This is a genomic window from Sphingobacterium sp. UBA7855, assembly GCA_002500745.1.
Taxonomy (GTDB): Bacteria; Bacteroidota; Bacteroidia; order Sphingobacteriales; family Sphingobacteriaceae; genus Sphingobacterium.
Map to the genome: position 1 here is coordinate 21,767 of DLST01000009.1, position 15,852 is coordinate 37,618.

Annotated in this window: 10 protein-coding genes; 8 read left to right on the forward strand and 2 right to left on the reverse strand. The window is 40.8% G+C overall.

Features of this window, described 5'->3' with window-relative positions:
• Positions 1 to 36: 36 nt before the first annotated feature.
• The 3 genes from B2107_RS06285 to B2107_RS06295 all read left to right on the forward strand — a co-directional run bounded on the left by B2107_RS06285 (position 37) and on the right by B2107_RS06295 (position 3,875).
• On the forward strand, positions 37 to 447 hold the full coding sequence (locus B2107_RS06285; RefSeq protein ID WP_293954137.1) for a hypothetical protein: 411 nt from the start codon (positions 37 to 39) through the stop codon (positions 445 to 447).
• Positions 448 to 609: 162 nt separating this feature from the next.
• The gene (locus B2107_RS06290; protein ID WP_293954139.1) at positions 610 to 1,506 is read left to right on the forward strand and encodes a DUF3347 domain-containing protein; all 897 of its coding nucleotides are present in this window, start codon (positions 610 to 612) and stop codon (positions 1,504 to 1,506) included.
• A 92-nt stretch (positions 1,507 to 1,598) separates the two neighbouring features.
• The gene (locus B2107_RS06295; RefSeq protein ID WP_293954141.1) at positions 1,599 to 3,875 is read left to right on the forward strand and encodes a multicopper oxidase family protein; all 2,277 of its coding nucleotides are present in this window, start codon (positions 1,599 to 1,601) and stop codon (positions 3,873 to 3,875) included.
• 143 nt (positions 3,876 to 4,018) lie between these two features.
• Here B2107_RS06295 and B2107_RS06300 read toward each other — a convergent pair whose 3' ends face one another.
• Positions 4,019 to 5,017 (reverse strand): beta-ketoacyl-ACP synthase III, encoded by a 999-nt coding sequence (locus B2107_RS06300; protein ID WP_293954142.1) that lies wholly within the window; start codon positions 5,015 to 5,017, stop codon positions 4,019 to 4,021.
• Positions 5,018 to 5,648: 631 nt separating this feature from the next.
• On the opposite strand from B2107_RS06300, the gene B2107_RS06305 reads away from it, so the two are divergent.
• Positions 5,649 to 6,791: an aspartate aminotransferase family protein gene (locus B2107_RS06305; protein ID WP_293954143.1), complete on the forward strand. Its 1,143-nt coding sequence runs from the start codon at positions 5,649 to 5,651 to the stop codon at positions 6,789 to 6,791.
• A gap of 147 nt (positions 6,792 to 6,938) precedes the next feature.
• Complete coding sequence (locus B2107_RS06310) at positions 6,939 to 7,352, forward strand: NUDIX hydrolase (protein ID WP_293954144.1); 414 nt, start codon at positions 6,939 to 6,941, stop codon at positions 7,350 to 7,352.
• A gap of 13 nt (positions 7,353 to 7,365) precedes the next feature.
• Here B2107_RS06310 and B2107_RS06315 read toward each other — a convergent pair whose 3' ends face one another.
• Positions 7,366 to 7,899 (reverse strand): hypothetical protein, encoded by a 534-nt coding sequence (locus tag B2107_RS06315; protein WP_293954145.1) that lies wholly within the window; start codon positions 7,897 to 7,899, stop codon positions 7,366 to 7,368.
• Between the two features lie 249 nt (positions 7,900 to 8,148).
• Between B2107_RS06315 and B2107_RS06320 the strand changes: the two genes are divergently transcribed.
• The 3 genes from B2107_RS06320 to B2107_RS06330 all read left to right on the forward strand — a co-directional run bounded on the left by B2107_RS06320 (position 8,149) and on the right by B2107_RS06330 (position 15,841).
• Positions 8,149 to 9,495 (forward strand): sensor histidine kinase, encoded by a 1,347-nt coding sequence (locus B2107_RS06320; protein ID WP_293954147.1) that lies wholly within the window; start codon positions 8,149 to 8,151, stop codon positions 9,493 to 9,495.
• A gap of 384 nt (positions 9,496 to 9,879) precedes the next feature.
• A complete protein-coding gene (locus B2107_RS06325) occupies positions 9,880 to 12,483 on the forward strand; it encodes a zinc-dependent metalloprotease (RefSeq protein ID WP_293954149.1) in 2,604 nt (867 codons plus the stop codon).
• Positions 12,484 to 12,502: 19 nt separating this feature from the next.
• Positions 12,503 to 15,841 (forward strand): SusC/RagA family TonB-linked outer membrane protein, encoded by a 3,339-nt coding sequence (locus B2107_RS06330; protein WP_293954151.1) that lies wholly within the window; start codon positions 12,503 to 12,505, stop codon positions 15,839 to 15,841.
• Positions 15,842 to 15,852: the final 11 nt, after the last annotated feature.

Here is a 15,852-nt window from a genome sequence, read left to right on the forward strand (position 1 = left end):
TAACGTATATAGTTACTTCGCAAATTTCAACCCGTTATGTGGACAAATCGCGGTATCGTATTTATAATCTGTATTGTGGGGCTTTTTTTTGTTCCAAATAGGTTATTTGCCTGCCATGCGTCGTCCGAAAAAAACAGTCAGCAAGAGAAATCATGTTGCCTTGATGAAACGCAAAAGACAAGAGACACAGCAACCGTCGATTGTTGTAAAGATAATGGAGCCGAGTCGGCGGCTGCAGACGATCCGCTAGATGACTGCAGTAAGCACTGTGGAGAAAAGTCTTGCCGTGTCTCCTTTCCATATAGTTTTATTGTGTCATTAATCGAAGCTCCGCAGCTTTTACCGGTGTATGCCGATGCTTCAAGCTCCTATGCGCGCTATAAGCAACCTTTTTGTACAGATATATATTTTTCCATTTGGCAGCCCCCTCAGCTCGCTCAACAATAGATTGATAGCCCATGCTATGTCTTTTTGGATAGGTTTTCTGTCCAATCCCGATTTATTTAGCTTATGAAAATTCCTTTGGATCTATCGGATTCAATGCATACATGCATTAATTGCTATACGTGATTTTCATCAGCATTCATTTATATACAACACATCATAATCATGAGATTAATTTCATTACTTGGTTTGGTAATCTCGTTATTACTATCCACTCAATATACATATGGACAGATAAAAAATGCAAAGACAGCGGCAGTAAAGGTCCTTGGAAAAACTACCGCTGTTAAAAAGATGATTGAAAAAGTTGGCAGCGATGGACATACTGCGATCGTTGATTGGGATCCGACATCTAAATTAGCATTTATTACCTATGATCCTTCAAAAACAAGTGCTGACGAGGTTCTAAAGCGTATAGCATTGGCAGGCTTCGATAATGAAAGGTTCCTGGCTCCAGATGATGTCTATGCGCAATTGGCGAAAGCTGAGCAATATGAACGCGTGCTAAAACCAGTGTCAAAAAATCGATCTGAACAGCAGGTCGATCATAATAAGCATAATCAGGGTGTCCAAACAGCAGCTAATGCTTCCCATGTTCACCCTTCGAAGATAACGGAACCTGAAAAAGAGAATACAGCGTTTGGCCAGTTGACAAACCATTATTTGGGTCTAAAAGATGCTTTGGTGAAGACCGATGCACAGGCGGCTGCAGTCAAAGCCACCGCGTTGAAAGAAGCGATCAAAGCCGTCGATATGAATAAACTTACTCCTGCCCAACATACGGTTTGGATGAAAGTGATGAGTAGCTTAGCAGCTGATGCATCCAGCATCGCCCAAACTAAAGATGTGGCTAAGCAACGCATGACTTTTGCTTCTCTTTCAAACGCGTTGCATGAAATTCTGAAGGTGAGTAAATTGGATGGACCTATTTATTATCAGCATTGTCCCATGTATGATAATGGCAAGGGTGCGCAATGGCTCAGTAAGGAGAACGCGATAAAAAATCCTTTCTATGGGGCGCAAATGATCAGTTGTGGAAGTACTGTAGAAACATTAAACTAATCGCCCTCCTATGAATTATTTTTCGAGGTCGATCCACCGGTATAGGGTAGGACCTATGTCTAACGGAATACTAATTAAGTAAGTGAATTAAGATGAGTAAAAAGAGTAATATATTCACCGTTGTTCTACTATTGATGGCACAACTGACGGTGCTAGCCCAGAAAGTGGTTCGGCATGACCTTTATGTACGGGATACAATTGTCAATTATGCCGGCAAACCAAAACGGGCAATCGCTGTAAACGGACAGATTCCGATGCCTACCCTGACTTTTACAGAAGGAGATACAGCGGAGATTGTTGTTCACAATGAGTTAAAAGAGAGTACCTCGCTACACTGGCATGGTATATTTTTGCCGAACAAAGAAGACGGCGTACCGCATTTGACGCAGGAGCCGATAAAACCAAATTCAACTCACACCTATCGCTTTCCGATAATCCAGCACGGTACACATTGGTATCATTCGCATTCCGGCCTGCAGGAACAGATCGGTATGTATGGTAGTCTTATTCTCAACAAGCGTGAAGACGATAAGACTTTCCGGAAAGGAATTGATGATTTACCCACGATTCCCGTCATATTAAGTGAATGGACAAATTACAATCCAGACAATATTCAGCGGATGCTGCATACAGCAAACGATTGGGCCGCGATAAAAAAAGGTTCAACACAATCTTACGTTGAAGCTATTAAAGAAGGAAAGTTTAAGACGAAAGTCACGAATGAATGGAAACGTCAGCTTGCGATGGATGTCAGTGATGTTTATTATGATAAGGTCTTGATGAACGGAGTTCATTCCACAGATTTAAAGTCGGTGAATGGTAAAGGTTTAAAAGCAGGAGATAAAGTGCGTTTACGAATTTCCAATGGTGGTGCTTCGTCTTATTTTTGGCTGCGCTACGCAGGTGGTAAAATTACTGTTGTTGCCAATGATGGGAATGATGTGTTACCGGTGGAGGTTGATCGATTAATGATTGCCGTATCGGAGACTTATGATGTCATTGTAACAATCCCAAATGAAAGTACAGCTTATGAATTCATGGCAACAACAGAAGATCGAACACAATCTACAAGCTATTTTATCGGTAATGGCATCAAACAATTGATTTCTCCACTTCCCCGCCTTAAATATTTTGAAGGAATGAAGATGATGAACGACATGATGAAGATGAATGGCGATCTCAATGATATGGGCATGAAGATGAGTCTGAATCAAATGGATATGAATGTGGTGATGTATCCCGAAATTACAGGTGATGGAAGGAAAAACGAAGATCACAGCAAACATAGTGGTATGGATCATGGACAAATGAAGATGGAAGAAGATCCCAATCGTTATAATGCCAATTCATTGGGAAATATTGTTACGTTAAACTATGCGATGCTGGAGTCTCCTCAAGCGACCGAACTGCCTAAAGAAGCGACGATACGAGATCTTAAATTTACGCTTACGGGAAATATGAGTCGTTATGTATGGAGCATGGACAATAGAATTCTCTCTGAAACGGATAAGATACCTGTAAAAAAGGGCGAGGTATTGCGTATTACCATTTATAACAATTCGATGATGCGTCATCCCATACATCTACATGGCTTTGACTTTAGACTGTTGAATGGAAAAGGATCAAAAGCGCCATTGAAAAATGTGGTGGATATCATGCCAATGGAGACGGATACGATCGAATTCTTAGCAAATAAAGAAGGTGACTGGTTTTTTCATTGCCACATCCTGTATCACATGATGGCTGGGATGAATCGCGTGTTTGCTGTGGATGATTATAAAAACCCCAATCTTCCAGACAAAGCCAAAGCCTACAAGGAATTGCAAATGGAAAGTAATATGACCCATTTTATGGCGCAAAATGATTTTGCGTCCAATGGAAATGACGGTCAGGCCATGTTTCAGAATGCGCGTTGGCAGCTCGGTTCCGAATGGCGATTAGGGTACAACGATATGCATGGCTATGAGGTGGAAACCCACCTAGGAAGATACTTTGGGAAGATGCAATGGTTTATGCCATTTGTAGGTTTTGATTATCGTTATCGCCGTATGGGGGAGGATAAACATGAGAAAAATATCTTTGGACAGGTAAATAAAAAAGATAGTCGCAAAGCTTTGAGTCTAGGTTTTATGTATACTCTACCCATGTTGGTCAACTTTCAGGCGGAGGTGTATCACGATGGCATTGTCAGATTGCAGCTGATGCGAGAAGATATTCCGATCTCCAGAAGGATCCGTGGTGATTTTATGGTCAATTCAGATCGAGAATATATGATGGGATTAAACTATGTCATCACCAAAAATATGGCTTTTAGAACGCATTATGATAGTGACATGGGTTTTGGTGTGGGCTTGTCATTAAATTATTAAGGGGAGTAGATCAGCATAGGCGAAATCGCTAGTGTGTAAGTAGAACGGCTGATTTTTACTAAAAGATAAAAAAAATGCCAGAAATCATCAATTTCTGGCATTTAATCATAGTGTGAATTTTATGACGACAAAAGTTTTGATACTTAAATCATCCATTTGAATAGGCTGGCTCCCCAAGAGAAACCGGCGCCAAAGGCGGTTAACATGACTAAATCACCGGTATTTAATTTTTTAATGTTTTGCCAGATACATAATGGAATTGTGGCAGCAATGGTATTTCCTAGGTATTCGATATTACTTAGCGCCCTGTCTTCTGGTATATTAAGACTACGTCCAACGGCATCGATAATGCGCTGGTTAGCCTGATGCGGGATTAACCAATTGATATCTTCAATCTGGAGGTTGTTGCGTTGCAACACCGTAGTACACGCATCACTCATAGACTGTACGGCATGTCTGAATACCGTTTTACCGTCTTGCTTCAGAAATCTGTTGTCGTTTACAGGAAGATTGCTGTCGATTGGATACAAAGAACCGCCGGCTTCAATTTTTAAAAATTCTTTTCCCGCTCCATTGCTACATAGATAGGCATCCATAATTCCACCTTCTAAAGATGGTTCAAGCCATATCACGCCAGCACCATCCCCAAAAAGAATATTGGTTGAACGGTCTTTTAAATCTACATAGGTACTGATATTATCGGCGCCGACAACAAGTACGTTTTTGTAACGTCCTGTCTCAACCAAAGCAGCAGCCATATCTAAGGCATATAGAAATCCAGAGCAAGCTGCGTTGACATCAAATGCCCAGACATTAGTAAGCGCTAATTTTTCTAAAATGATATTTGCTGTTGCCGGCATAGGCATATCAGGTGTAGAAGTCGCTACAATGAGCGCATCTACATCTTTCAGGTTTTTATGATATTGCTCCGCCAAATCTTGTATCGCTTTTACAGCCATATCTGATGTGGCAAGATTCTCTTCTAAAATTCTTCGTTCCTTAATACCTGTACGTTTGATAATCCATTCATCGGATGTATCGCAAAACTGTTCTAAATCTGTATTTGATCTCTTATTCGGCGGAATATATCCGCCAATACCAGTTATTGCGGCATATGGCCTGCTGGGTATTCTCTCCGTCATAAATTAATGTACTCCATTCTCTCTTATTGTATCGCTATTCAATTGCAATAGCTTTGTGCTTTTTGAGCTGTAAAACTACGGTTAATTTATGCGATTGATAAGTGAAAAAAAAGATTTTTGACAAAATAATTACCTTTTACCAACACTTTTAACTGTTTTTTACGTATTACATATACTAATCTTCTAAATGGTTTTAATGAAGCGAAATTAAATGTTGAATATGTTTGTTTTTTCAGAATTTTAATCTAATGTCGTCCGTCCAAAATGGAAAATGGTCTAGTCGAACGACCCGGTGGAATTGTTTGAATTTAAGATTTGCCTATTCCAACAGTTCGGCAAGAATCGTGATTCCTTCTTTAATGAAAAAAGGCGATCTGTTAATATCCACCGTTAAATTCCAAGGTCTAAGCATGAGTCTATTGTATCGGGTAATTGCTCAAATATACAATTGTTCTGCTGGATTAAAGTACATTCGATAGATGGCGCATGATCGGTGCCGAGCTATTCTATTTAAGATGAATTGTTTCGTTTATTGTGTTTAACGGCTGGACTAGGAATAAATAACCATCTTGGACTAGGAATGAAAGGAGATTTAAGTTGATTTTTGAGTTTTACTAATTCTAAGTCATTCATGAAACCATTTCCCGTTTTTGAGAAAGTTGATATTGCGATCGAACGAGCCCTTGGCTCTTTTGTTTACGATAAACAGCAGCAGGCCTATTTAGATCTCTATGGCGGTCATGCCGTTATTTCTGTTGGGCATAGCCATCCGCATGTTGTTGAGCAAACTATACAACAGATGAAAAAGATCGGATTTTATTCAAATGCAGTTACAAACGATCTTCAGGATCGTCTGGCTGAACGTCTAGGTAGCGCCTGTGGTTATCCGACCTATGCTGTCTTTTTTAGTAATTCTGGTGCGGAGGCAAACGAAAATGCGCTTAAGTTGGCTTCATTTCATACGGGGAGGAGGAAAGTACTGGCGATGTCCAATGCATTTCATGGGAGAACTTCAGCTGCGGTTTCGGCAACGGATATCCCGTCAATTCGTGCACCATTCAATGAAAGTGAACAATTTGTCTTTACACCTTTCAACGAGATCTCCAGTTTGAAAAAACAATTGGAAACAGAAGAATACTGCGCTGTAATTATTGAACCTATTCAAGGCGTTGGGGGCATTCATGAGGCAAGTCCTGATTTCTTACAAGAAGTGAGATCAATTTGTACAGCAACGGGTACGTTGCTTATTTTGGATGAAATTCAATGTGGGTATGGACGTACAGGGCTTTTCTTTGCACATCAGCATGCCGGGATAGAAGCCGATCTGATTACTGTTGCCAAAGGAATTGCCAATGGACTTCCCATGGGAGCCACGATTATTTCTCCAAAGATAAAGCCTGTGATGGGACAATTAGGGACTACTTTTGGTGGCAGTCAGGTGGTGTGCGCGGCGGCTTTAGCAGTATTGGATGTTATCCAAAACGAACAATTGATCGGCAATGCGGCTGCTGTGGGTGAATTTTTGTTAACAGAGCTGAAGACAATAGCTGGCGTGAGTGAGGTGAGAGGCCGAGGCTTGATGATTGGCGTAGAATTTGAAAACGACATTAAACAACTGCGGGAAGAACTGCTGTTTTCTGAAAAGGTTTTTACGGGGTATGCCGGACAATATACGCTACGTTTGTTGCCCCCGTTGTGTTTTACCCGGAACGACGCAGATACTTTTTTGAAGAGTGTGCGGAAGCTTGTACACAAAGTTAAATCATCCTACTAACGATACATTGATTGATTGATTAATTGATTGATTTTTTAAAAATTTCAGAAGGGAATCCTTAAAATTACCTGTTGCCTTTTGATAAATGTCATAAAAGAATTAATTTCAATTCATCGTTTTGATCAATACTAGCTTATATTAAAATTCATGAAAACAATAAAAACTTTGCCAACAGCGGGTTTAGTAAGTATTAAAGAGGGCAAATTATTATTAGCGTATAGCAACAATAGAAAGGCATGGTATCTGCCAGGTGGGAAGATCGATGCGGGGGAGGAAGCGCTGCAGTCCCTTCGTCGCGAGATTTTGGAGGAGCTAAATATTAATCTGGACCCGGATAAAATTTCCTATTATTGCCATGTTACAGCCCCGGCATATGGGATTGTTCCGGAGGTGGTCATGGAACAGGAGTGTTTTCTGTATCCATTAACAGAGCAGATCGAACCCAGTAATGAGATTGGCGCGGTTCGTTATTTTTCACACCAAGAATACCTGGAAGAGCCTATCCAGGTCATTGGCGTTTTGCATGTGTTTGACAAGTTGAAGGCTGACGGATTGATTTAAAAACCTGTCGCTACTAGATGCCGTAGCCTTCATTGAGGCAGGTTACACCTTTTGTGTCTTTTAAAGGAATAATTTTCTGGCTTTTGGTATCCATACGCCATGCCTTGACGATTTTGTCGAAATATTCTTTGCTTTCATCGACTTGGCTAATGGCTATAATTTCACTGTTTGGCTTGTCACCTTGCTTGCAGTTGCATAGGCTGAGCTGCTCGTTGGACTTCAGTTTTTCGATATTGATGGTATCCAAAATCTTGTATTTGACTTTACCTTTACCTGCTTTTTCATCGGGTAACACTTCCTCTAGAATACAGATGCCATTTTTGGCATTTGTAAAATAGCCGGCAGCAAAACGATAGTCGCCCTGTGCACGGCTGTCGGTTTCAATAAGCGCGCCAGTTGTGTAGGTATAAGATTTTAATTCAGCAATTTCATTAATCTCCCTGAATACCTTACCATATAAAGGATTTCGTTGAACATTCGGACTGTTGAAACTGTACCAACAGCAGATTGATAGCAGTGCAAATGAAATAATTAGTGTATGTTTCATGGCGTAAAATCATTAATTACGGTATTAAGATAATAATTCTCTTTGTTATTTTAATGCATGTTTTAATTAAAACTCTATTTTGGTCGACTAAATTTTCTAAACGTAATTGGTGGTTCTTTCTATTCTCTGCGGCCTGTTTTTTAAAGAGCCGTTGGGATCGATCGGCATTAATTGATGCATGGTTTCGTTAAAGTCTATCTTGTGAGGTAGTTTGCATACGCTTTAAAATTTTTCACGTATTTTTGAGCCGTGAAATTTCGATTTAAAAATAGCGAGCAGAAAAATAGTATTATTCTGATTGTCTGTTTGTTGTTGCTGCTGCTGGTAGGGGGAGGACTGCTCGGTATTATCCATCATAAAGTTGATCGTCTTAAGAAAAGAATATTGATTGATTTTGCTGATGAGAATATGTTGCTTGTCAAGAAGCAGCTAGAATTGCTGCAACAAGATCTGTACCTTTCTGAGAAAAAGATATTGGAACAACCCGTTTTCGATCCAAAAGAAATTGGGGATTCCTTATTGGTCATTATCCCTGTGGGTCAGGTTGAAGATGTGGGCAACAGGATGCTAACCTTGTTACGCACCCGGACAATACATCATCGGCTGTATCATATTTACATGGATATCGAACGGCTGAATGCTTATTTTTCAAAACTCAACTTTGGAAGGCGCGCTTACTTTGAGATCTATGACGACCGCGGTATCTGTGTATATTCTCCAGATAATAGGAGGTGGGGACGAAGAAATACCGCAGCATTTTCAAAACAAAGTCAAATTGTCCAGTCTGATTTTCTTCAGCTTGACGTAATGGTCAATTCATATCCTTCTAACATTCTTTTTGTTGGTGGTGAAATTAAGGTGTATGTTCTGTTGTTGAGCATCGAAGAGGAAATCCAGGAATTGTTGACTTATAGTATCTTGCTCGGTGTGGGGCTGATGCTGGTGGCTATGGCATTAATCTACTTCAATGTTGTGGAGCGGCGTAAAATTCAACAATTGAAATTGCTGGCTTTGGAACAGGAAAATGAATATACACAGATGCGTCTTGTGCAATTGAGACAACAGATCAATCCACATTTTTTATTTAATACATTTGGTTCACTTCAGTACTTAATCGGAAAAGACGATGAACTGGCCAAGTCTTTTATTGGCAAGATGACTAAAGTCTATCGGAAGATGCTGCGTACCGACGAGGCGGAATGGTCTACGCTACGAGAGGAACTGGAATTGGGTAAAGCTTATTTCTTCTTGCAGCAGGTGCGTTTTGGGGCGGCATTAAATGATATGGATATTCAAATTTCAAACGAATTACTAGAAAAAAGGATTCCCCGTTTAGGTTTGCAAATGCTTATTGAGAATGCGATAAAGCATACTCGTATTTCTAAAGATAGTCCGCTTACTATCCGGTTGATCTACATTCCTGAAAGTAACTTACTGGAGATTAGCAACAACTGGCAGCCTCGGCAGGGGGCAGAGTCGGAAGGCGAGGGGTACGGGCTCAATTACTTATCATCGATCTATACTTATTATACAATGTCTAGTTTTCAGTTCGGAATAGAGGGGGGACAATTTATTGTACGATTACCACTCGCATAATACCTTATATGAGTAATGAAATTGGAGGTGTCTAACGTGTTCACGTTTTTATCGTGCGTGTTCATACCGCTAAACTACGTGTTCATCCCTTTATGTATTATTCTCTACAATATTTTTAACAAATTTGGCTCTTAATCCAGTGGTTTTAGTTTGTGATCAGCCTAATCTTATCCGACAAGATGTCAAGACCTTTATAGCATGCAATTTAGGATAGACTTCATGGAATAGATGCAATTACTTTCTGATACAACTTATCCTTAGCTAATACAAGCTTTGGTTAAACCATGAATATTCGATTGATATTACATCGATACCAGTGAAAAACAAATAGCGTGCCACGAGCTCATTTATGCCTTTGAAAGCGAGCTTAAAAATAATTATTTGATGAAAAACACTTATACAAAGCTAGCCATAGGTCTTCTATTTTCAGCGGGTCTAATGCAATCTTGTTCTATATTGCAAACAGTTGGTTTAAGAAAAAAAGAGACGGTTATTGCTGCCAAGGATTCGATAGGCAAGAAAGACTCTACAGCAGCGTACGACAAATTGTTGAAAGATGCACAGGTGGATAGTGGGATGTTTACGGTGATCCGTAAGGAAAATAACTACTACTTTGAGATTCCATTGAAAAAGATGGGGCAAGATATTCTGTTGATTCAGAAGTTATCTTCTGTTCCATTGGCGCTGAATGAGGCCGGCGTAAATAAAGGGATGAATTATGAGAATAAGGTCATTCGTTTTACCTATCGTAAGGAGAAAAAAGAAGTGTGGGTTTCGGAGATTAAACCGCAGGTCGAAGCGCCTAAGGGTGATGCGATTGCGGCTTCAGTTGATGATAACTACCGTCCTTCTTATATCGAATCTTTTAAAATCGAAAGCTATTCAAAGGATTCAAGTGCCGTGGTAATCAAAGTTAATAAAGTATTTGATGGTTCAGAAAAGAGCTTTACCGATGTGTTTACCGCTTTGGGCTTGGGTACTTCGCCTAAGACCAGCATTTCTACGATCGAAGATATCAAATCATATTCCAATAATATCGTTGTGAAATCGGTATTATCCACGAAGGTGACTGAAGGAAATGAATCGGTGCCAGTTTCTCTAGAGATAACGAGCAATCTGTATGAGCTGCCAGAAACACCTATGGTAGCGCGTTTTGCCGATCCAAGAATAGGATTCTTCACTTCACCACGTTGGTATTTTAACGATAAACAACAAGAACTGGATAAGAAAAATCTGGTCAATCGCTGGCGATTGGAACCGCGCGACGAAGATAAAGTGCGGTATCTGAAAGGGGAGTTGGTCGAACCAAAGAAACCGATTGTCTTTTATTTAGATCCGGCGACTCCAAAACAGTGGCGACAAGCCATCATCGATGGGGTTCATGATTGGCAGGTTGCCTTTGAAGCTGCTGGTTTCAAAAATGCAATTCTGGCCAAACAACAGCCCGACAGTGTCAAATTTGATCCGGATGATGCTAACGTTTCTTCTATCGTATATGCAGCATCTGCTCAGGCGAATGCCATGGGACCTTCTGTGGTCGATCCGCGCTCGGGGGAAATTCTCGAAGCCGATGTGATCTGGTGGCATAACGTTATGACTATTCTCAACAGCTGGATGCGTATACAGACAGGCATCGTCGATACATCAGTACGTGCTAATGTTTTTTCCGATGAGAAAATGGCACATGCCATTCGTTTTGTATCATCCCATGAAATTGGCCATACTTTGGGGCTTATGCATAATATGGGGGCATCCGCAAGTTTCCCCGTGGATTCATTACGGAGCAAAAGCTTTACCGCAAAAATGGGGGGGACAGCACCTTCTATCATGGATTATGCGCGTTTCAATTATGTAGCGCAACCTGAGGATGGTGTGGAACAGATTACTCCGGTGATTGGCGCATACGACAAGTATGCGATTGGCTGGGCCTACCGCTGGTACGGTAAAACACAGCCGTGGGATGAAATTCCTTTGTTGAGAAAGGAAATTGACAGCCATGTACACGATCCGATTTACCATTATGGTGAACAACAGGATTCCAAAAATATCGTTGATCCGCGGGCTCAATCGGAAGATCTGGGTGATGACGCCATGAAAGCCGGTGAATATGGCATGCTGAATCTGCGCCGTATGATGCCTAATATTATCAACTGGACCACTAAGGTAGGTGATGATTACTACCGTGCCGGAAAATTATATATGGGTGTCGTTGGACAATGGTACGCGTATGCGGACCATGTCTTAAATAACATCGGGGGTATCTATCTAGAAAATGCCGTTTTGGGCGATCAAAAAGATGCGTATAGTCCAGTGCCGAAAGAAAAACAGGTGCGTGCGCTGGAATACCTCAAGAAAAATGTCTTTTACATGCCCGAGTGGCTGTTCGTGCCTGCGCTGATGGCAAAAACTTTTCCGTTGAGAGATTCCCCGATAGGACCATTTGAGTACGCTCCTTATAACTTACAACGTGAATTTCAATACGCTATGTTGTATAAACTTGTGAATGATGAGCGACTACTGCGTATGGTTGAGATGGAAAATCTTTTTGGAAGTAAAAAAGCATGGAGTGCACCTGAGTTTCTGACTTCTGTACGTCAGACAGTTTTTGCCAAAACCATCAGTGGACAATCTTTGGATCTTAAAACACGGATGCTTCAACAAAACTATGTGGATGTGCTGATGGTCTCTACAAACAAATCCATGGAGAAGTTAAATGCGAAGAAACTGGCGGGCATTGAGCAACTGGTTGAAGCGACACGACCTGCTTTATGTTTGCATCCACAACATACATCCTCTTCGCAAGCCGGGCTTCGGAATGTCCATGTTACCGGTATGATTCGCACGTCCGATATGCTGACTTACAAACGCGCTGAATTATATGAGATTTACCAGTTGCTGAAACAAAAGAAACGGACTGGTGATGCCATTACAAAATCACATTACATGGATCTTTTACTACGTATTGCAAATACCTTAGAATTAAACTAATATATTAACATCTACCAAAATGAATAAGTTTTTAATACCGTTGACCTTCATGTGTGTGCATGTTGCGCATGCGCAGGAATCCAGGGAACTGAAAGGAAAGGTTTTGGATGCGGTCACGTTAAAACCGGTCGTTGGGGCGACGGTTGTCGTTGAAAGTTCGGCAGTAGCAGAAGATATCGGTGTACCCAATCAGGTGCAGCAGTCGGCATTGGGTTCATTGACCGATGCGGCTGGTGAATTTCGCTTAAAAGTGCCTAGTAATTTAAAATATGTAACGATTAGCTATGTCGGGTACCAGCGTATTCAGGTGCCGGTATTCCAGGATCATAAAACAATCTTGCTGCAGCCAAGTGGTGAATCCTTGGATGAGGTGATCGTAACAGGTTATACGGATATCAAAAAACGTAAGAATACGACGGCTTACAATAAAATCAATGTAGCGGACATCAAACAGACGGGGGTTGCATCGATCGATGAAATGCTTGCTGGTCAGGTAGCGGGTTTGCAGTTGAGCAATTTTAACGGTGGGCCAAATAGTGCACCACAGATCCGTATCCGTGGTACGGTATCACTCAATGGTACACAAGACCCATTATGGGTTATCGATGGTATGCCGATTGAAGGAGCTGAATTGCCTAAACGAATTGATAAAGATAATTTGAATAGTTTGAATAATCTTCCGATTGCAGGTATCAATCCTGATGATATCGCCGATATTACGGTATTAAAAGATGCAGCGGCAACTTCAATTTATGGCGCACGGGCTGCAAATGGGGTCATTGTGATTACCACAAAAAGAGGTAAATCTGGACCCGCAAAATTGCAAGTGTCGGCCAATACCTTTGTGACGCAACGTCCGGATTTTGGTAAGCTCAATCTGATGGATGCTAACGAGAAGGTAGATTTTGAGTTATTGATGGCCGACCGCACCGATTTAAATTATCGTACGGATAAGGGCGCTGTTATGCGGATACTAAACAAAGCAGATGCATTGGATGCTTATCGTTCGGGTGGTTTAGCGGCTTTGTCACCAGAAGTGCAGCAGTCGATTAATCAATTGCGTGCACAACAAACGGACTGGGGAAAAGAATTGTACCGTCAGGCGGTCAACCAGCAGTATTCAGCATCAATTTCAGGCGGTAATGACGGACATCGCTATTATTTGTCCAGTGGTTTTTATGATGAAAAAGGAGCTACAAAAGGAGCTGATCTTCGCCGTTATTCGCTTACCTTAAACAACGACTTTACAATCAACGATCGATTTAAGGCCGGTATTAATGTATTAGGATCGGTTTCAAATAGACAAAATCCAATTCAGGATCGAGATGCTTTTACGAACCCAAGTTATTATGTGCGTTCGGTCAACCCATACCTTACTGTTTATGATCAATTTGGAAAATTTAACTACGATCCGGATATTGAAGGTTATGAAAAAGATACCTATATTCCTTTCAATGCTATAGAAGAAAGGGAAAATACCAAATATACTTTAACGAATAAGGCACTGAAAGCGATTGGTTACTTGGAATATACGATTATTCCACAATTGTCATTACGCTCCGAATTTGGTTTACAGTTTGATGAAAATAGTACAGAGAAATTTGCCGATCAAGAAAGTTATAATACGCGCAAGTTACGTGCTGCTACACGGTATTACGATGCTGCTAGTAAAACTTATAAGTATTTCTTGCCTACAGGAAGTAAGATCGAAAATTCCAATAACAGTATTTTCCAATATAATTGGAAAACATACTTAAAGTATAACAAAACTTGGAATGACAGACATGAGTTGGAATTAATGGGGGGAACCGAGTTGCGTCGAAGCACAAATAAAGCTGTGTCAACCAAAGGATTTGGCTACAGTCCGGCGACTTTGACTACCCAGAGCATTGTTTTTCCAAATAGTAACTATCAAACAGATTCAAGATTTCTTCAGTACAAAAAGGGATTTATTGAGAACTCATATGCGTCATTTTATGGGAATGCAACTTATACCTTTGACCGCAAGTACAACGTCAATGGTAGCATTCGTTACGATGGTTCAAACATGTTTGGTGTGGATCCAAAATATCGTTTCTTACCAATTTGGTCGCTTTCGGGATCGTGGAATGTGCTAGAAGAAGAGTTTATTAAAGGAAAAACGGCCTTGTCCGATTTGCGGGTACGGGCTTCATATGGTATCCAGGGAAATGTAGACCGCAATACCTATCCTTTTATCGTCGGTAACTATGGTAATACCACGCTTCTTCCGGGTAACACCGAGGGAACTGTGGTTGTTGATATGCCTGCCAATGACAAACTTCGTTGGGAACGGACACAATCTTATAATGCCGGAATTGATTTGGGCTTATGGAAAAATCGATTAAACATTACTGTTGACTATTATAACAGAAAAAGTACTGACCTGATTGGTTTCAGCGCCTTACCTTTGGAAAATGGTTTTCAGAATGTTCAGGTTAACTGGGCGTCCGCACGAAATCAAGGTATTGAGTTGACGATTTCAAGCCGTCAGATTCAGACAGATAAGTTTTCTTGGTCAACGGATTTCAATATCGCACATAATGACAATAAATTATTAAAGGTCATGAATGATCCGAAAGCGTATGCGCCGGAGGCACAGGAGGGACGTCCCATAAATGGTTTATATGTATTGGAAACTGCAGGTTTGGATAAAGATGGCGTAATGCAATTTAGAAATCAGGATGGGTCCGTTTCAAGTTTTGAAGAGTTTTATGGTTTATACGATCCATGGGCAGAATTCTTACCGGGCTATACTTCGCAAACCGATATGACTGCTGCAGAATACCGTTCTAAATTTAAATACAAGGGTAGTAAAGATCCGAAGTTTATCGGTGGAATGACTAACCGTTTCCGTTATGGTAACTTTGACCTTGCGATTTCTGCAGTGCTTAATTTGGAGCGTTGGGTAAGCCGTACCCCGACTTATAATCCGGCTCTGGTAGACCGTGGGCAGAATTATACAACAGATCTTTTTAAGGCATTGCAAGAAGGTGGTAATATGCCCGCCTTGGGCAGTATAAGTTCCGAATTGAATGAGCGTTGGATGGCTTATGCTTGGATGGAAAGTAACGATCCGATTAATTCGTTTAAACAGTACGATATTTGGGCGAAAAAAATGAGCTATGTCCGCATCAATAGTATTCGATTAGGGTATACTTTACCGGCTGCGATAAGCAAAAAAATTGGCACAAGTAATCTAAGAGTAAATGTTGAAGGGCGCAATTTATTTGTTTTCGGAACAAATTACGATGGGTATTTTGATCCTGAAACTTACGGTGATTATTATGCGCAGCCAATCAGCAAATCTTTTGCCTTTGGTCTTTCTGCAAGTTTTTAATTCTTTTAATT